Below are 17,188 nucleotides of genomic sequence, written 5' to 3'. Positions count from 1 at the left end.
TTTTTATATAACTTTAGTTTTTAGCCTTGGCAGGCTTTGCTTTTTTGTTTTTACGCCCCCACCATATAAGGAAACCGGTAATAGGTAACAGGCCACTTATAAAGCTGGCGATAAAGGCAATTATCTTACCCGGGATGCCTAAAATGGCACCTACATGGATATCATAATTAGCTGTTATAAGTTTTTCACCAAAGTTTTTTTCATCATGCAGCCTTTCGTTTAACAGCTTACCGGTATACTGGTCAAACTGCAACTGATGGTTTACATAATACACGCCTTCATACTGCTGTACATAAGCATTTACAACACCTGTGGAATCGGCAGCTTTACTTAACCCGAAAGCATCGGCAGTAGTGTGCCTTTGGCGGGTTATTTCGCTGGCAATATCAAGGGCAGCATCTTTATCGCTTTTTTCTACGAATACTGATTGTTCCCTTTTAACCTCGGGAGGAGTAAGGCTTTGTGATCCGGCAACATATACTATAGCCTGAAACCAGGTAAAGGCCCAAACCATACCTGTAAAGGCAATTATTACCGCTATGGTAGATATATAAAAGCCCAGTATGTTATGGATGTCGTAGTTTTTGCGGCGCCATTGTGTAGTGTCTTTCCATTGAAACTTAAAGCGTTGTTTGCGGGCAGCCTTATTTTTAGGCCACCATAATATAATACCTGTAATAAGCATTATCACAAAAATAAAGGTAGCCCAGCCTACTATAGGTTGTCCTATTTCGGTTTCAAGTAAAAGGCTCCAGTGTAGCATTTTAATGATGTTGAAAAAGTCTTTCTTTTCATCATAAATACCCAGTACTTTACCTGTGTATGGGTCAGTATATACTGTGTAGTAATAATCTATATTCCTGAAATAGAATATAGAATTTTTTTCGGCAGCAGCCTTATAGCAAAAGAAACGTACCGATTTTTCGGGGTTGTTAAATACATCAACCCTATTTATTTTTATGGAATCACCCAGTGTTTTTTGGGTTTCATTCCAAAGCTGACTTACAGGCAGGCGTGTTTCCTTTACCTCGGGTACATAAATTTCATCCTTACGAATGGCTCCGTTTATTTCCTGACTAAAAACATAAATGCATCCTGTTACCGACAGCAATAAAACAATGAGCCCGGATGCTAATCCGAGCCATAAATGGGCTTTGCCAACCCAGTGCTTGAAACCTTTTTTCTTTTTACCTTTCTGCTTGCTCATCAGGCTTTATTTTTATCCAAGAGGGATTGCATAAGTGGCACAATGCCATATAAATTGATAATCCTGTCCGTTGTAGCTTCCCGGTACTTCTTCTTTGCGGGTTACCTCAAGAATGTACTTTGTGTTCCACGGTAATGTAAAACGGATTTCACCCTTTTCATCAGTATATACTTTTTTAGACCATAGGTCAGAAATGAATACAGTTACTTCCTGCTCCTTTACTGGCTGACCTTTGTATAGTACTTTTAAAACAGTTTCACCTTTCTCAGTATGTACTTTTTTAGTAAGATCAACAATTGTAAGTCCTTCAGGATTTATAGCGGCAGTTTCGGTAGTTTTATTGCCTACTTCCACTTTTGCTACAGAGTGGTAATGGGTTTTAAATATGCCGAAATCGTACTGAGTATAATCTACCACATCAATTTCATTATTATTAAGCACTACGGTATGTGTACCGTTTGTTTTTGGTGTAAAGTAACCACTGTAAAAAGTTTCTCCGGCTTTCATTTCAAGCTGTTGTTTTTCTCCGTTTGGAGCTACAACCCATACCGTAAACTTTTTCATTTTATTAAATGCTTCGCCGTTCACTTCCTCAATCATGCCATAGGTATATTCGCCAAAATAAACCTTTACTTCCTGTTTCTGGTTTACTTTACCTGTCATAGCGGTTTCTACCCACATGAAGTGTGCGAAAGAGTTTGCCGAAACCAAAAGCAATAACAATAATAAAACTGATTTTTTCATGGTGTTTATGTAAATTAAAACATCCCCTTCTATTACAAGAAGGGGATTGTTTTGTTATTATTTCTTAGAAGTTATACGTTAGGTTAGCAGCAAAAATTCTTGGTTTTTGCGGGCTGATTGTAGACCAACCTTTAAAGTATTCCTTATTTGTAATGTTATCCATTTTAAGGGTGATGCTAAAGGCTTCTGCATTATAGAAAACAGATGCATTTAGCACGGTGTACTCAGGAAGTGTGAATGTACCAGCAGCGTTACGGTTAAATATTTTGTTCTCACTAGCGTAGTTACCACCAAATCCAAGACCGAAACCGTTTAGTTTACCTGTAGTAAACTTATAGCTTGCCCAAAGGTTTGCCAAGTTTTGCGGACCTGCACTTTCCGGTCTTCTTCCTGCAAAGTCATCACTTGCTCCGGCAGTTTCAAGTAAGCTGTCGTTATAACTGTAACCTGCAATAATGTTAAGTCCATTTACAGGGCTTGCTACTACACTGGCTTCAAAACCTTTGCTGTAGCGTTCTCCGCCCTGAGTATATTCGTTAGCGGCTAACTGTATAACAGTGTTACTTACTTTTATATCGTAGTAACTTAATGTAGCTGTTACTTTATTTCTTAATAGATTAAGTTTCGTACCTATTTCAAACTGATTAGCCTGCTCTGGATCAAAAGTAAATGTTTGATCACCTATTATAGGAGCAACATTACTAAATCCGTTCATGTAGTTAGCGAAAACCGATACTTTATCAAGAATAGGCTGGTATACTAACCCGAATTTTGGAGAAAGTGCTGTTTGGTTATAATCGTCTGCTTTAGTGCTAAGGTTACCTTTGTTTGCAAAACGGTCTACCCTTAAACTTAGCATAGCCGATAGGGAAGGAGTAATGTTAATTACATCAGAAGCATAAGCACTAAATATTTCCTGACTGGTTTTTAAAGGATTGATTTGACTGTTTCCTAAAAGAGCATCAGTACCTGCCTGATTAAGTACACCGGTTTCATCTTTATAATCAAGAGGATTTGTTATACCCAGTACAAGCTCATTAAATTGCGCCAGATTGTCACCAATGTATATCATACCATTAGTTACATAAGGACTACTATTATTTACTACATTTCTGTTAAAGTAGTCAAAACCTACAACCATTCTGTTTCTAAGGCCTCCGATAGTAAAGTCACCAATAAAGTTTTGCTGAATATCTGTACCGTAGGTTTCAGAGTTTTGTTTGCTGATATAACGATTAAGTACTATACCTTCGGTTACCGCAGTGTATTGAGTACCTTCATATAAATATGAGTAGTATCCGTCTGATTTAGCCGATGTTCTGGAGAATACGGTTTGAGATGTCCACTCATTAGATATTTTGTAAGACATCTGTCCCTGTATACTGAAAGTAGGTGTCTCCATATATAAGTCGTTACCGGTGTACGAACGATTACTGTCGTATTTTAATTCGTTCATGTCGTGAACTCTAAGTTCAGCACCTCTGTCAAGGAAAAGCATTGTTTGGTTAGTGCTTTTACCGTTGTAAAATTCAGTATTAACAAGGAAAGACAGTTTGTCGTTCACTTTGTAAGAGATAGACGGTGCTACAAAAAGTGATTTTTTAAATCCTGCATCCTGGAAGCTGTTCTCTGTATGGTAAGCCGCGTTTAAACGGAAAAGCGCATTTTTACTATCGTTTAGCGGAGTATTAACATCTACAGTGAAACGGTTTAATCCGTAAGTACCTGCAGTGTACGACATGTTTCCGCCAAAGTAATTATATGGTTTTTTAGTATTTACGTTAATTAAACCACCATAAGAAATAAGTGAGCTACCAAATAAAGTTCCCGAAGGGCCTTTTATAACTTCAATACTTTCCATATTAGCGGGATCAGGACTACCATTTGTAATGCTTGGTAAACCGTTAACCATTGTTGGTTGTACAGCAAATCCTCTTAAAGAGAAATAACCTGCACCATCACCACCACGGCCTGTAGATTCCCAAAGTTTGTCTATACCAGGCGCATTTTTAAGAGCATCGTCAAAATTAGTAACTACCTGCTCTTTTAAAAGCTCGCTTGTAATAACATTGTATACCTGAGGGTTTTCTATATCCTTTAAAGGCATTTTAGAGACTACCCTGCTTTGTGTTCTGGTAAATTTATTTCCTTTACCGTCAATTACCACCTCGTTAAGTTCTTCAAGGCTTTCAGATAAGGTAAAGCTTTTTGTTATGGTTTGTCCTGCCTCAAGAGTAATGTTTTCCTCTACCGGAGTGATACCGATGGCAGAAACACGAAGTACATAAGTACCCGGTTTAATATTTTTGATTTCGTATTTACCTGCCGAGTTGGTTACAGCAGAAAATGAAGATCCTTTAAGCACAACCGAAATGTTTTCGGCCGGAGTGTTTCCGCTTAAAGTTACTGTACCGTTTATTTTGGCTCTTTCCTGTGCCGATACAGCTACCGAACACATTAAAACGAAGCAAAACAGTAATTGCTTTAATATTGAGTTGTTCATTGTTTGTAATGGGTATTTGTTATGGGCACAAAAGTACAGGGCAATACACTATCAAACAAATTATTTTTAATTATTCTAAATAAATGTAAAAAACGTTTATTTAGATTTATTATAATTAAAAAATTAGTCCTTTTTTTGAAAGGAGTGAAAAAAAACCGAGCTATAGGTTAAATATTAATAGGGATATAACTGCTTTTTTAAAGTGTAAAGACAAAAAAAAATAGCCAAACAATACTGTTTGGCTATTTAATAAATATATAATTAAGTATTAATGAAGGGTAGGCTCAGCAGGTTTTTTCTTAAGCCAGATTTTAATTTTCTGTAGCATAAAGAACATAACCGGTACAATAACCAGGGTAAGGAACGTGGCGAATATCAAACCGTAAATAACAGTTTTTGCCAGTGGTCCCCAAAAGATTACGTTATCACCACCCAGGTATATTTTTGGATTGTATTCAATAAACAGGTTAAAGAAGTCAATGTTAAGTCCTATTGCAAGTGGTACAAGCCCCAGTACGGTTGTAATTGCCGTTAAAAGTACTGGCCTTAAACGGCTGCGGCCACCTTCTACAATAAGTTGTTTATACTCTTCTTTAGTAAGTAACTCGTCTTTATCCATTCCTTTTTCGGCCAGTTTACGGTCAATAAGGAGCTGGGTATAGTCAATAAGCACAATGGCGTTATTTACCACAATACCTGCAAGGGATATAATACCCATCATGGTCATGATAATCACGAAGTCATCGCCAAGGAATACCATACCAAAGAATACACCACCAAAACTCAGTAACACCGATGTCATGATGATAATAGGTTTGGAAACCGAGTTAAACTGTGCCACCAGTATAAGTACAATACCGCCCAGTGCAATAAGAAGAGCTTTAACAAGGAAGCCCATGTTTTTAGACTGCTCTTCCTGCTCTCCTGTAAAGGCATAAGTTATATCGCTTGGCATTTTGTAGGTTGCCAGTTCCTTTTTGATTCGTGCTACAATGTCGTTACCGTTATAGCCAGTGGTAACGTTAGAGTAAACGGTGATTACCCTTTTAAGGTTTTTTCTTTTTATAGTATTAAAGGTAACAGAGTTCTTGGCATCGGTTATGGCAGATATTGGTACCTGTACCAGTTGTCCGTTTGCCTGATTTCTGAATGTTACCGGCTGATTGTAAAGAACAGCATTGTCATTACGCTGATCTTCCTCCAGCCTTACATTAATTTCATAGTCATCTTTCCCTTCCTTGTAAGTCGATATTTTTTCACCATAAATAGATCGTCTAAGGGTTTGTCCTACCTGGCTTGATGTAATACCAAGCTGACCCGCCTTATCAATATCTACCGTGATATCTACTCCCGGTTTTTGTTTGTTTACATCTATTTTAAGCTCTTCAATACCAGCAATATTTTTGGTATTAATAAAGGCTTTCAGTTGCTCTGCTTCGGCAAGCATCTGGTCATAATCCTCTCCGGTAATCTCTATATTAACAGGATAACCTGCCGGCGGGCCGTTTTGTTCTTTCTCTACAATTACCGAAACTCCTGCATAACCTTTTACGGCTTCCCTGATTTTATCCATCACATCCTGACTGTTTATACCTTTACGGTACTTAAACTCGGTCATGGTAAGTGTAACCTTACCTCTGTGAGGCATATCATTTTCAGACCCGCCGTCGGTTTGCGGGTTTCCGGCACCCTGTCCTACCTGTGCAATGGCGCTTTCTACCATGTAGTTGCTGCCGTCTTCCACATATTGTTTAGCAATTTTATATACCTTTTCTTCAATGATTTTGGTAAAGGCATCGGTTTTCTTAATATCTGTACCTTCCGGGAACTCTATATAAACCATAATCTGGTTAGGCTGGTTTTCCGGGAAGAATAATACGTTAGGCTGACTTACACCAACAGCAATAAACGATGCGATAAGTATACCAAAAGTACCTATAAAGAACAAACGTGGCCTGTAGCCTGTAAGTGCAAAATCAAGGAAGTTTTGGTATTTATTTTCAAGCCAAACTAAACTGTTTCTCTGGAACTTGTCCATACGTTTAAGCAGGAAGTACTTGTATATCCACATCATGATTACAAAGAACAGCATAAGATTACCCATACCTTTTAATGCTCCTGATCCTGTAGAGAAACCTCCTATTAGGGTTAGCAAGCCTATACCCCCGATAATGGCACTAATTAGTATCATTTTCTTTTTAGGCATCTCTTTCTCTTCAAGTCTCATAAAGTCTGAAGTGAACATAGCGTTGATAACCAGTGCCACAAACAGAGATGAACCCAGTACGATAGAAAGCGTCATAGGGAAATAGATCATGAATTTACCCATAGTACCCGGCCATAAACCAAGCGGGAAGAAGGCTGCAAGCGTAGTTGCGGTAGAGGCAATAATAGGCCATGCAATCTCACCAATACCCTCAATAGCCGCTTTTTTGCGCGACATACCCTGGCTCATAAGCGAGTATACGTTTTCTACCACCACAATACCGTTATCTACCAGCATACCCAGTCCCATTACAAGGGCAAAAAGTACCATTGTATTAAGGGTAATACCCAGAGCAGCCAGTATCATGTATGACATGAACATGGATAGCGGGATAGCTATACCTACGAACAGAGCATTGCGTAACCCAAGAAAAAACATAAGTACCACAACTACCAGTACCACACCAAAAATGATGTTGTTTACAAGGTCGTCTACCTGTGCAATTGTTCTTGTAGACTGGTCGTTAGCATAGGTAATGTTAAGTCCTTTAGGGAAATAGTTTGCCTGTGCTTTACTTATTATCTCTTTAACACCATCTACGGCTTCAACCATGTTTTTACCGCTACGCTTTTTAATATCAAGCATAACTACAGGGTTACCATATTCCCTGGCATAAGTGGTTCTTTCTTTTTCTTTAAAGGTAATTTCGGCTATATCCTTAAGGTATACCTTACCATCCTGATGCTTAACGATAATGTTGTTAAGCTGTACCGGATCACTGATTTCACCAATTACCCTAATGTTTTTCTTGATACCGTCTAGCGTTACACTACCGCCAGATATGGTTTTGTTTTCGTATTTAACGGCATTGATAATATCGTCAAAACTTACTTTAGCCGAAGCCATTTTGTAGATGTCTACAGCAATCTCAACCTCTTTGTCTTCTGCACCACGAATCGCAGCTTCTTTAATTTGTGGAAGCCTTTCTATGTGGTCTTCAAGATACTCGGCAAACTCCTTTAGTTTCTCCGATGTAAAGTCACCCGTAAGATTAACGTTTAATATAGGAGTCTCCTCGGCAATATTAAGGTCAAAAACGTTTGGCTCTACTTTAGCACCACCGTCAAGGGTTGGCCACTCAGTATCAGCTTTTACTTTATCTACCTTATCTTTTATTTTTTGCTTTGCATCTTCAACAGTAATATCCTCATCAAACTCCACCAGTACCATGGAATAGTCTTCCAGTGTGTTTGAGGTGATTTTTGTGACCCCCGATATGTTGTTAAATTCGTCTTCAAGGGGTTTAGTTATCAGTTTCTCCACATCCTCAGCAGAGTTGCCGGGATTTATAGAGCTTATGTATATCTTGGTCTCCTTAATTTCAGGGAAGCTTTCCCTTGGCATGGAATAGTAGGAGATAAGTCCGCCCAGAAATAAGATAGCCGTGATAACATAAACGGTCATCTTATTGTTAATGGCCCAGGTGGAAATACCGAAACTTTTCTCTATTTTTTTACTCATCTTGGTTGTATTATGAGTTGGTTTTATTTAATGATTTCTACAGTTGAGCCTTCCTTAATACTCTTAGCACCATCGGTAACAATCTCGTCTCCTTTTTTGATACCCGATTTGATCTCAACATAACCTTTTGAAGTATAGCCGGTTTCAATGGTTTTTTCAACAGCCTTGATTTCTTCTTTGTTCGATTTGTCTAAGCTGTATACCACAAGTCTTCCGCCTGCTTTTTGCTGAATGATTGTTTCAGGAAGCAATAGGGCAGTATCGGTTTTGTAATCTTCAATTTTAAGTACGGCTACCTGGTTAGGACGTAATAAGTTATCCGGGTTTGGAAGTGCTACCTCAATACCAAAAGTTCTGTTATTAGGGTTGATGTAGTTACCTACCTGACGTACTTTACCTTTATAGGTTTTACCTATAGCGTTAAGATGTACCTCTACAGGTGCACCAAGTTTTAACTGACTTAAATAGGTTTCCGGCACGGTAGCTGAAACATACATATCGCCAAGGTTTACTATTCTGAATAGTTCCTGACCCGGAGCTACAACTTTACCTCTTTCGGTCATTACCTCGTCTATAGTTCCTGTAAACGGAGCTTTTACTACCGATTTGTTTAATTGTGACTGAAGTTGGTCTACCACTTTTTGCTGACTTTCCAGTGAGGTTTTGGCCTGTAGGTATTGTATTTCACTACCTATTTTTTGGTCCCATAGTCTTTTCTGTCTGTCAAAAGTAGTTTGCGACAGGTTTAACTGAGCCTGTGCCTGAGCTAGCTGTGCGCTAATACCACCATCGTCTATTCTTGCCAGTACCTGTCCTTTGGTAACTTTTTGTCCGGCTTTTACATTAAGCTGTTGCAGTATACCTGATATTTCAGGGTAGATAAGGATGTTTTGTTTGGTATCTACATTACCCTGTATCTCTATATAGTGTACAAACGATGTATCCTTAACGGTTATCGTTCTAACCAGTACACGGCTTCTGTTAGGATCAAGCGAATCGATAGCCGTATCTATTTTAGCAAGATCGGCAGTCAGTTTATCATATTCGGTTTGCAGCTGTTCGCGGGCCTCCCTTATCTTTTTTATATCATTGGTCTCAACGACCTCATCTATGTTTAACTTCTTTTCCCCGCATGAAAACATCATAAGGGATAGTGTAGTGATATATGCTAATTTTTTCATCTCTTAAATTTTAGGTGTTTTATTGTGCGGTTAGTTTTTCAAGGGCTGCCCTTTTGTTTATCACTTCGGTCATCGACTCCAGAAAGCTTTGCTGTGCCGAATACAACTGGCGTTGTGCTTCGGTAAACTCAAAACTGCTGGATAAACCTTCTTTAAATTTTATTTGTTGTTTGTTCTCAATACGTTCTGCAAGCTTCAGGTTGTTTTTTGAGGTAAAGTATTCTTCAATACTGTACTCATACTCACTTTTGGCGCGCTGGTATTCCAGTTTAAGGTTTTGCTCCAGTTCTTCCTGTTGTGTTTTTGCCTGCTCTAAAGCGATTCTTGCCTGCTGCGTCCTTGCGCTACGACCAAGACTACTGAAAATAGGTACATTAAGGCTTAATCCTAAATACGAATAGTTTAACCACTGCTGGTTTCTCTGGAAGAAATCGAAGTTGTTGTTAAACCCGTTGTAACCAAAAGCAAGGTTTGTAGAAAGCGTAGGTAATGCTTTGCTCATTTCCTGCTTCATTAAAAGCTCTTTCTGGATAGTGTTTATCTGTCCCAGCCTGTAGTCAATATTCTGTTCTACATTAAAGCCTTCTGCCGCAACGGTAATATCAAGGTTGTCGGTGGTCAGGTCTTCCAGATTATCGGTAAGTGCAAGCTGATCTTCCAATTCAATACCTAATATTATTTTAAGCATATTCAGAGAGATTTCCCTTACCCTTATTGAGTTTTTAAGAGAACTGTTAATGGTAGCAAGTGTAATGGAAATTTGCTCCACGTCTTCCTCTTCCGATAGCCCGTTTTTAAAGCTCTCGTTGGTTTCATGGTAGTTTTTTTCCAGCGTTTCCTTGTTTTTTTCAAGGATGCGAACACTTTCTTCCAGCAGCAATACATTGCCGTAAGCATTAATAACCTGTTCTTTTACGTCGATGTCTGTTTTTTGCTTGGAGCTTTTATAGTAGTCCAGATATACCCTTGCCGCTTTAAGGCCTACTATGTATGTTCCGTCAAAAATCAGCTGATTAAGTGTAGCCTTAGCATCTACCGAATGCTTTGTACCAAAGGCTACTTCTACAAATTCGCCCGGGTTACCACCGAAGAATTCGGCAGGTACAACCGACTTTTGCAGCTCGAAATTGTACTGGTAATTACCGCTGGCGCTAATTTGTGGTAAACCCGTTGCAATGGTTTCCCATTTTTTCTTGTTTGCAGCTTCTATATCCCTGCCTGAGTTTATAACCTTGTAGTTATATTCCATGGCATGCTGTATTGCCTCGTTAAGGCTAAAGGAATAGCTTTGGGGCTCTTCCTGTGCCTGTGAAGGGAGTACAGACAAGAGAATCAATGCAGCAGCAAAACGCTTTAGGGCTTTACCGTTTAAAGAATTGATGATTTTCTCCATACTAACTGTGTTAATTGATTTGATGATTATTATTTAAATAGGGTATCCATTACTATTTTCTTACGCTCGTCTATAAGTACGTCGTAAGCTTCGTTACTCATGCCCATGCTTTCCTGTAACAGTGGCCGCATGGAAACAGGGAAAGAGGTAAGCGATATAAGGTTTAGCATAAACTGCTCCGGCCTCATTTTGGCTATATTACCTTTTTCCATCTCTAAAGCTATTTCAAGGTAAAACTTGTCCAGCATTCTGTTCATGGTGTCAGGGTCTTTAAAACAACTTCCCTGGTTCATTTGTGTAACCATGTATATTTCCAGATAGGGATACTTTTTGGCCTGCTCAAAAAACAGGTCAAGGTATTTCTCTATTTTTTGGTGGAAAGGCAGGTCAGAAAAAATAATCTGTTCTGCTATGGTGTTCTCTTTGGTTTGGGCATCTTCAAAAACAATTTCAAAGAGATTATTTCTGGATCTGAAATAGTAGTTTATTAATGTTCTGTTTACACCTGCTGCATCGGCAATCTCCTGTGTTGTGGCCTTGAAACGACCCTCGCCAAAAAATATTTTTTTAGCGGTTTCTTTAATCAACTCTTCGGTGTCTATGTCTAATTCCTGTATTGACATATTTGTTTAACTTTAATGTTTGACATTTTTGTTAACGCAAAAGTAGGCTGTTTGTAACAAACTTTCATGTTAAATTTTATTTAATCGGTTTTTATCAAACCTTCCAGTATGTTTAGTCCTTTTGGTGTGACTATAGCTCTTAAATGATATTCAAGAAATTTTTTTGTGGTATCGGGTATGCTATATTGGTCTGTAGGGAAAACATCGTTATTCTTTACCCCGGTTAATCCGGTAAAGTATAACCTGGATATAAAGTCTATGTCCAGTTCATCTCTGTAAAGCCCGTGTTCCATGCCTTTTTTCAGGTTATCCATCATACACCCATTCATTTTATCAAACTGCTTTTTATGCAGGCAGGAAAATATTTTAGGGAAAAATTTTTGTAACTGATAAAATGGTGAGGCATCTTCGTTTCTAAGCTGCTGCATCATAAAATCACGTATAATGAAAATTTCCTCAATAGAGTTTTTTCCCTGCTCCCTAATGTTATCTATGCCACATGATATGTTTTCAAACAGCTCAAGTGTGCAGGCTTCTACCAGGTCGTTTTTGTTTGCAAAGTGCTGGTATATTGTTTTTTTAGATATACCCAGCTCAGTCGCAATGTCGTCCATGGTAACGCTTTTAAAGCCATAGGCAAGAAACATTTCGTTTGCTTTTTTTAATATAGTGTCTCTCATTCAATGCATTAAGATGAGGCAAATGTATAAAGGAAACTTTTAAAACCAAAAAAGTTTCCATAGTTTTTTTGTAAAATTTTCTCAAAAAAATAATGCTTGGTTAAAAAACTGAAAGGGTTTACTTTAGCAAAAAAATATTTCATGCAAGCTATATCGCACTATCAGCAGGTAATTTCAGATTATTTTAATGCGCTTTCAGTAGTAAAAGACCCGGTTAACCTATATGAGCCCGTAGCCTACATTTTATCTTTAGGAGGTAAAAGAATGCGCCCGGTGCTCACTTTAATGGCTGCCGAAATTTTTAATGCCGACTGCAAAGAAGCCCTGCCGGCAGCAGTAGCAGTTGAGATTTTTCATAATTTCTCACTCGTGCATGACGATATTATGGACGATGCTCCATTGAGAAGAGGTAAGGAAACCGTGCATGAAAAATGGAATACCAACACCGCTATCCTTTCGGGCGATGCTATGCTTATAATGGCTTACCGTTATTTTGAAGCTTATGAGCCGGAGACATTTAGTGATTTGGCAAAGCTATTCAGTAAAACGGCACTTGAGGTGTGTGAAGGGCAGCAGTGGGATGTTGATTTTGAGGAAAGGAATGATGTAACCGTTCCCGAATATCTTAAAATGATTGAATACAAAACGGCTGTTTTAGTAGGAGCTGCCATGAAAATGGGGGCTATAGTAGCAAAAACCTCTCAGGAGAATGCCGATTTGATTTATGACTTTGGCCGAAACCTGGGTATTGCCTTCCAGTTACAGGATGATTACCTGGATGCTTTTGGTGACCCCGAAACTTTTGGCAAGCAGGTAGGTGGTGATATTATTGAAAACAAAAAAACGTACCTTTATTTAATGGCGCTGCACCACGGTGACGACGTTAGTAAAGAGCAGCTTAAAGAGTTGTTTTGCCTGCAGCCGGAAAACAGTGATGAAAAGGTAGAGGTGGTAAAGAATATTTTTACCACAAGTGGAGCTGATGTCAAAACCAAAAAAGCTATAGAAGAGTATACGCTTAAAGCATTTGATATGCTGGAAAAACTGGATATTGATAATAGTAAAAAAGCCATGCTTAGGGCTTTTGGTGAAAACTTAATGCAACGTAAGGTATAATGTACATAGCTCCTGCCAATACTGATTTACTACTTTCTGAAGCGCAGAAAGAATCACTTTATGTTAAACTGGTTGAGCAGGTGAATAAGGACTTTGCGCTGGCAAACGAACCGGTAGATTTTGATGTTGCCATTACTCCTATAAACATTAAAATGGAGTTGCATGAAAAGGTGTATAAGCTTATTCAGTATAAATTTGGTGAATACCTTAACCTGTTGTATATAATAGATGTTCCTGAAAAAGAAATAAAAAGCCTTAATGGGGGTGATCTTAGCGAACTGGCCGAACAGGTAGCTTTTTTAATACTTAAAAGGGAATGGCAAAAGGTATGGTTTAGAAACAGGTTTTAATTATAATAACACACCTTAACAATGCAGAAAAAAATATCATTTTTAACGAAGGTTTTTATAGTAAGTATTAGCGGAGTCATTTTTACCTGGCTTTTTTCTTCGTTACTGCATTATGTTGACTGTTATAGTAACTTCCTTTTGTGGATGGTATATTTAATGGTATATGCCTTTTTACTTTCAGCGCTAATTTCTTTTGTTTCTCTGCTCTTTTTTTTGGGTAAGCGATATTTTTGCAGGTAAATTCTTTAAAAATACTCCTCTCATCAATTAATACAAAAAGAGATTTATATATTTATAAATCAGTTTAGAATACTCTGTTTTGTTAACCTTTAAGTGCAGGTGGAATTATGAGAGTTATTAGTATTGTTATGCTTTTTCTGTTGGTGTCATGCTCTTCAAAAAGGATTATGAAAGAGTACGACTTTGATAAGACCAACTTGTCAAAATATCGCTACCCTACTAATACAGCCTATACTCCTACAGATGAAGAAAGGGTGTGTTTTGAATCTGTTATGGATTTGTTTCTAAAGGTTTATAAGGATATACGCCCTAAGGAGTATTTGTTTGAATCTGTTTTTTCCAAAAATAAATATGGAGAGGTTGAAGTATGGGTACAGGCTATGTATTTTGGTTTTAGTGTCCCGGTAGAGGAAATAGAAGGACCTGTTAGTGTAAGTGATCCCGGTAAATCGTTGTATTATACAGTAATCAATATAAGCCGGGACAAAGCATATTTTTACAGGACTTTAGACCCGCAAAATCCTCTGGAACATGAAGGGGTTAAGTGTTATTTTTATATGAACGGACAGACAAAAGAAGTGGTTAATAATCTTTCAATGATTTACGATACCGAAATTTGGAGGGATTTTGATTTTGACGATTGGGGTCCTGTAGATAATTATGATAAATAATCCTGATTGTAAAGTATGATTCTAAGCCGCTTTTAAAGAAATAAAGATGCCTGTTGTTTAATTTAACGGCTTGTGAAAGCTAATGAAGAATAATTGCTTTCGATAATAGAAATACTTAGTCAATGAAAAAACTATATTGCTTTTTAATAGTTAGTGTCTTTTTATCTTCTCTCGGGTTTTGTCAGGAGGGAAAGAAATATTTTTTTGATGATGTAAAATACCTTAATCTTCCGGTTGTAGTTGATGATTTTAACTTTAGCGAAATTGATAACTATACTCCCGTGAGGTATGGAGATGTTTCGGGGCTTTTAAAAAATGAAGACAATTCTTTTTCACTCATACTACCCAATGATGAAAGTATTATTCATGTGTATGGTAAGTTTAATTATCATGATTGTCTGGCAGTGATTTTATTTTTTAAAAACGAGGAAACAAACACACCAACGTGTTTTCTGAATTTGTATGATAAGAATCAAAACCTCGTTAGTTTTGGCTGTATTGCCTGGAGGGCGGAATTAGAGTCTAAGTCTGCGGTGGTATATCCTAACAGGATTGTGGGTAAATTAAGCCCTGAGAATACTATTGAATATATGGTTTATAAACAGATGGATGGATTCTTCCCTTTTTATAGGTTAGATTGTGACGAGTTGGAGTGTATGGATTTTAACATGAAGACAGATGTAATACCTCAAAGAGAAATGAAAACACTTTCTTTTGGAAAGACCTTTTTTGAACAGAACCTAAATCTTATACCGTTAAAATTTTGTTCTCCTCAGGCTGCCTTAGCAGAGTTGCCCGGTATGGATGAGGTAAGATTATTAAATGGTTGTTTTATTGATTCAAAAGTGCTGGCAGATAAATGGACAATAGTTTTTTATTTAAGTACCTATAATTCGGTTAAGCAGGTAGGATACCTGCTTTTTGATGAGAATATGGTTTTGTTAGGGGGTAAGCAAATAGCTTCCTGTTTTATTGATAATAATGGGGAGGCTACTTTACAGAAGGCAACCGTTGTTGAGGAAAATGGATTGTTAGCTATTTCATTTAAAGGGCAGAAATCAGCAAGTATAACGTTTAAATTAAACTAAGTGCCGTAATGTGATTATGAATTTATTTGAAGAGTGTATTGAAGTTCTTGGGGAGTCTGCCAGGGTGTTAGATAAAACTGAAACAGATATAGTATTTAAAAAGTTTGAAAATAGTGTACCTATTACCTGGTATGGTAGGATTGATTGGGAGAATTTAAACGATTTTGAGGAAATACAAAACTCAAAAGAAATACTAAATCATATTAGAGCAGAGGATAAGTGCCTCGTGTTGTGGAACGACATGTCATTGCCGGTTATTGAAACTACTGTTGCTTCTTTTCTGGAAAATATTGACGATGTTTTAGAGGTTAGTTTTGATACATGGTTGGTTGTAAATTCAAAAAACGTAATAATTGAGTTCTTTCACGACAGGCTAATAAAATTGGTAAAAACCAATTATGGGCTATTGGGTTAGTTTTTTTAATTGAAAGGCTAATGTGTTTGGGCCTAGTTTTTAATAGTAAATTTTTCCTCTTTGTTGTCGGTTTTTAAAATCAGAATATTTTCAGATTTAGTTATAATCTGATAACGAAGCGTGTCTTTCGGTTTTTTAATTATTACGTATTCTCCAACTTTGTTTTCTGCTTCAGGGTATATGTATATGGAATCGATAAGTTCGTACTCGTAAACTTTGTCTGTCGTAAACTTCATATCCTTAAAAAAAGCTATTCTGTTTTCTCTAATGCTAATACCTGCCATAGAGTCGGTTTCACTAATCCATTCACCTGGATTGATTAGTTTTTGAGTGCTTGGTCTTAATGTTTTAAGAGGCTCTTTGCTGTTGTCGCAGCCAATTAGAAATATGCCTGTTCCTATTATAGTAAGAATTAAGTATTTCTTCATTTTGTAACGTTAATTGTATTTGGCTCCTGGCAGTTAATGCAGGTTGTTCTTATTTTGCCGCGTCCAATTTCCTTGCTGACAGACCCGAATATTATCATGGTGTGGTTTATTTATTTTCGGGTGCAAATAAAACTATTTAAATTGTATTTGCAAATCATGCTCGTGTAAGGGATAGTTAAAAATAAACCCTTATAAAAGGCATCCATGCTTCGCTGTAAACATAGTCGTTGTCGTTATACAATACATTGTAGCGAATACCAAATGTTACATTTTGAGTACGGTAACCTGCTCCTAAAAACAGTGCGGTATTCCAAAAATCCCTGTCCTGATTGCCGTAAAAATCGGTGTATCTCTCATCAAAATCAAGGTTTACCCTTAGTTGTTCCAGTTCGGCAGAAATTTGTATTTGCGGTATAGGGTTAAAAACGTTTATTATTGATCCTCCATACATCCACGATTCATAAAAATCTTTTTGTTGTACATAGGTTCCCTGCAGGGATAAACCAACGCCATAATATTGGTTAACTTCATATAATGCACCCGGTGCAAGAGTAACATCGGTATAGTTATTTCCGAAGGAAGCACCTATGGCACCGCCAAAACGCACCCTGCTCCAAAAATCACTATTATTTTGGGCTTTGGTACTTATGCAACTAAGGCAAAAAGCTAATGCAATGCCCGTTTTTGTTAAAAAACTCAAAAAGCCTGATTTCATGTTGGTAAAGGTTGTAGGTTTATGAATATAAATATATAAAAAACACTGAAAGATTATTACAAATATTGTACTTTTGCATAAATTTTTTTAAACAAAGGTCATAAAGA

General features: G+C 37.4%; 15 protein-coding genes. 5 read left to right on the top strand and 10 right to left on the bottom strand.

The window, feature by feature from the left end:
* Positions 1 to 13 precede the first annotated feature (13 nt).
* The 8 genes from Q763_RS13770 to Q763_RS13735 form a co-directional block, all read right to left on the bottom strand.
* Positions 14 to 1,207 carry a PepSY-associated TM helix domain-containing protein gene (locus Q763_RS13770; RefSeq protein WP_035135305.1) on the bottom strand — a complete coding sequence of 398 codons (1,194 nt, stop codon included), beginning with the start codon at positions 1,205 to 1,207 and terminating at the stop codon, positions 14 to 16.
* A gap of 12 nt (positions 1,208 to 1,219) precedes the next feature.
* Entirely contained in the window at positions 1,220 to 1,951 is a 732-nt protein-coding gene (locus Q763_RS13765) for a DUF4198 domain-containing protein (RefSeq protein ID WP_035135303.1), read from the bottom strand.
* Positions 1,952 to 2,015: 64 nt separating this feature from the next.
* On the bottom strand, positions 2,016 to 4,454 hold the full coding sequence (locus tag Q763_RS13760; RefSeq protein WP_035135301.1) for a TonB-dependent receptor: 2,439 nt from the start codon (positions 4,452 to 4,454) through the stop codon (positions 2,016 to 2,018).
* 268 nt (positions 4,455 to 4,722) lie between these two features.
* Positions 4,723 to 8,181, bottom strand: coding sequence for an efflux RND transporter permease subunit (locus tag Q763_RS13755; protein ID WP_035135298.1), 3,459 nt, complete (start codon positions 8,179 to 8,181; stop codon positions 4,723 to 4,725).
* A gap of 23 nt (positions 8,182 to 8,204) precedes the next feature.
* On the bottom strand, positions 8,205 to 9,362 hold the full coding sequence (locus Q763_RS13750) for an efflux RND transporter periplasmic adaptor subunit (RefSeq protein ID WP_035135296.1): 1,158 nt from the start codon (positions 9,360 to 9,362) through the stop codon (positions 8,205 to 8,207).
* 19 nt (positions 9,363 to 9,381) lie between these two features.
* Complete coding sequence (locus Q763_RS13745) at positions 9,382 to 10,755, bottom strand: TolC family protein (protein WP_052123447.1); 1,374 nt, start codon at positions 10,753 to 10,755, stop codon at positions 9,382 to 9,384.
* Positions 10,756 to 10,784: 29 nt separating this feature from the next.
* On the bottom strand, positions 10,785 to 11,378 hold the full coding sequence (locus Q763_RS13740; protein WP_035135294.1) for a TetR/AcrR family transcriptional regulator: 594 nt from the start codon (positions 11,376 to 11,378) through the stop codon (positions 10,785 to 10,787).
* An 80-nt stretch (positions 11,379 to 11,458) separates the two neighbouring features.
* Positions 11,459 to 12,058 (bottom strand): TetR/AcrR family transcriptional regulator, encoded by a 600-nt coding sequence (locus Q763_RS13735; protein WP_035135292.1) that lies wholly within the window; start codon positions 12,056 to 12,058, stop codon positions 11,459 to 11,461.
* 141 nt (positions 12,059 to 12,199) lie between these two features.
* On the opposite strand from Q763_RS13735, the gene Q763_RS13730 reads away from it, so the two are divergent.
* The 5 genes from Q763_RS13730 to Q763_RS13710 all read left to right on the top strand — a co-directional run bounded on the left by Q763_RS13730 (position 12,200) and on the right by Q763_RS13710 (position 15,938).
* The gene (locus tag Q763_RS13730) at positions 12,200 to 13,174 is read left to right on the top strand and encodes a polyprenyl synthetase family protein (RefSeq protein WP_035135289.1); all 975 of its coding nucleotides are present in this window, start codon (positions 12,200 to 12,202) and stop codon (positions 13,172 to 13,174) included.
* Positions 13,174 to 13,524, top strand: a complete 351-nt coding sequence (locus Q763_RS13725; RefSeq protein ID WP_035135288.1) for a hypothetical protein — start codon at positions 13,174 to 13,176, stop codon at positions 13,522 to 13,524. Before Q763_RS13730 ends, Q763_RS13725 begins: the two co-directional genes overlap by 1 nt.
* A gap of 407 nt (positions 13,525 to 13,931) precedes the next feature.
* On the top strand, positions 13,932 to 14,435 hold the full coding sequence (locus tag Q763_RS13720; protein ID WP_157499444.1) for a hypothetical protein: 504 nt from the start codon (positions 13,932 to 13,934) through the stop codon (positions 14,433 to 14,435).
* Positions 14,436 to 14,557: 122 nt separating this feature from the next.
* Positions 14,558 to 15,523 (top strand): hypothetical protein, encoded by a 966-nt coding sequence (locus Q763_RS13715; protein WP_035135286.1) that lies wholly within the window; start codon positions 14,558 to 14,560, stop codon positions 15,521 to 15,523.
* Positions 15,524 to 15,539: 16 nt separating this feature from the next.
* Positions 15,540 to 15,938 carry a CDI toxin immunity protein gene (locus Q763_RS13710; protein WP_035135285.1) on the top strand — a complete coding sequence of 133 codons (399 nt, stop codon included), beginning with the start codon at positions 15,540 to 15,542 and terminating at the stop codon, positions 15,936 to 15,938.
* Between the two features lie 32 nt (positions 15,939 to 15,970).
* Here Q763_RS13710 and Q763_RS13705 read toward each other — a convergent pair whose 3' ends face one another.
* Positions 15,971 to 16,366 (bottom strand): hypothetical protein, encoded by a 396-nt coding sequence (locus Q763_RS13705; RefSeq protein ID WP_035135284.1) that lies wholly within the window; start codon positions 16,364 to 16,366, stop codon positions 15,971 to 15,973.
* A gap of 175 nt (positions 16,367 to 16,541) precedes the next feature.
* On the bottom strand, positions 16,542 to 17,081 hold the full coding sequence (locus Q763_RS13700) for a hypothetical protein (protein ID WP_035135282.1): 540 nt from the start codon (positions 17,079 to 17,081) through the stop codon (positions 16,542 to 16,544).
* Positions 17,082 to 17,188: the final 107 nt, after the last annotated feature.

The organism is Flavobacterium beibuense F44-8, from assembly GCF_000769915.1.
Lineage (GTDB): Bacteria > Bacteroidota > Bacteroidia > Flavobacteriales > Flavobacteriaceae > Flavobacterium > Flavobacterium beibuense.
The sequence above is the reverse complement of the archived record's forward strand: the minus strand, read 5'-3'. Positions and strand labels throughout refer to the sequence as shown.

Excerpts from the sequence above, each read along its gene's own strand:
- Q763_RS13735 (WP_035135292.1), bottom strand. The coding sequence starts at position 12,058 with ATGAGAGACACTATATTAAAAAAAGCAAACGAAATGTTTCTTGCCTAT.
- Q763_RS13770 (WP_035135305.1), bottom strand. The coding sequence starts at position 1,207 with ATGAGCAAGCAGAAAGGTAAAAAGAAAAAAGGTTTCAAGCACTGGGTT.
- Q763_RS13700 (WP_035135282.1), bottom strand. The coding sequence starts at position 17,081 with ATGAAATCAGGCTTTTTGAGTTTTTTAACAAAAACGGGCATTGCATTA.
- Q763_RS13710 (WP_035135285.1), top strand. The coding sequence starts at position 15,540 with ATGAATTTATTTGAAGAGTGTATTGAAGTTCTTGGGGAGTCTGCCAGG.
- Q763_RS13740 (WP_035135294.1), bottom strand. The coding sequence starts at position 11,378 with ATGTCAATACAGGAATTAGACATAGACACCGAAGAGTTGATTAAAGAA.
- Q763_RS13720 (WP_157499444.1), top strand. The coding sequence starts at position 13,932 with ATGAAAGAGTACGACTTTGATAAGACCAACTTGTCAAAATATCGCTAC.
- Q763_RS13760 (WP_035135301.1), bottom strand. The coding sequence starts at position 4,454 with ATGAACAACTCAATATTAAAGCAATTACTGTTTTGCTTCGTTTTAATG.
- Q763_RS13755 (WP_035135298.1), bottom strand. The coding sequence starts at position 8,181 with ATGAGTAAAAAAATAGAGAAAAGTTTCGGTATTTCCACCTGGGCCATT.
- Q763_RS13750 (WP_035135296.1), bottom strand. The coding sequence starts at position 9,362 with ATGAAAAAATTAGCATATATCACTACACTATCCCTTATGATGTTTTCA.
- Q763_RS13730 (WP_035135289.1), top strand. The coding sequence starts at position 12,200 with ATGCAAGCTATATCGCACTATCAGCAGGTAATTTCAGATTATTTTAAT.
- Q763_RS13745 (WP_052123447.1), bottom strand. The coding sequence starts at position 10,755 with ATGGAGAAAATCATCAATTCTTTAAACGGTAAAGCCCTAAAGCGTTTT.
- Q763_RS13705 (WP_035135284.1), bottom strand. The coding sequence starts at position 16,366 with ATGAAGAAATACTTAATTCTTACTATAATAGGAACAGGCATATTTCTA.
- Q763_RS13715 (WP_035135286.1), top strand. The coding sequence starts at position 14,558 with ATGAAAAAACTATATTGCTTTTTAATAGTTAGTGTCTTTTTATCTTCT.
- Q763_RS13725 (WP_035135288.1), top strand. The coding sequence starts at position 13,174 with ATGTACATAGCTCCTGCCAATACTGATTTACTACTTTCTGAAGCGCAG.
- Q763_RS13765 (WP_035135303.1), bottom strand. The coding sequence starts at position 1,951 with ATGAAAAAATCAGTTTTATTATTGTTATTGCTTTTGGTTTCGGCAAAC.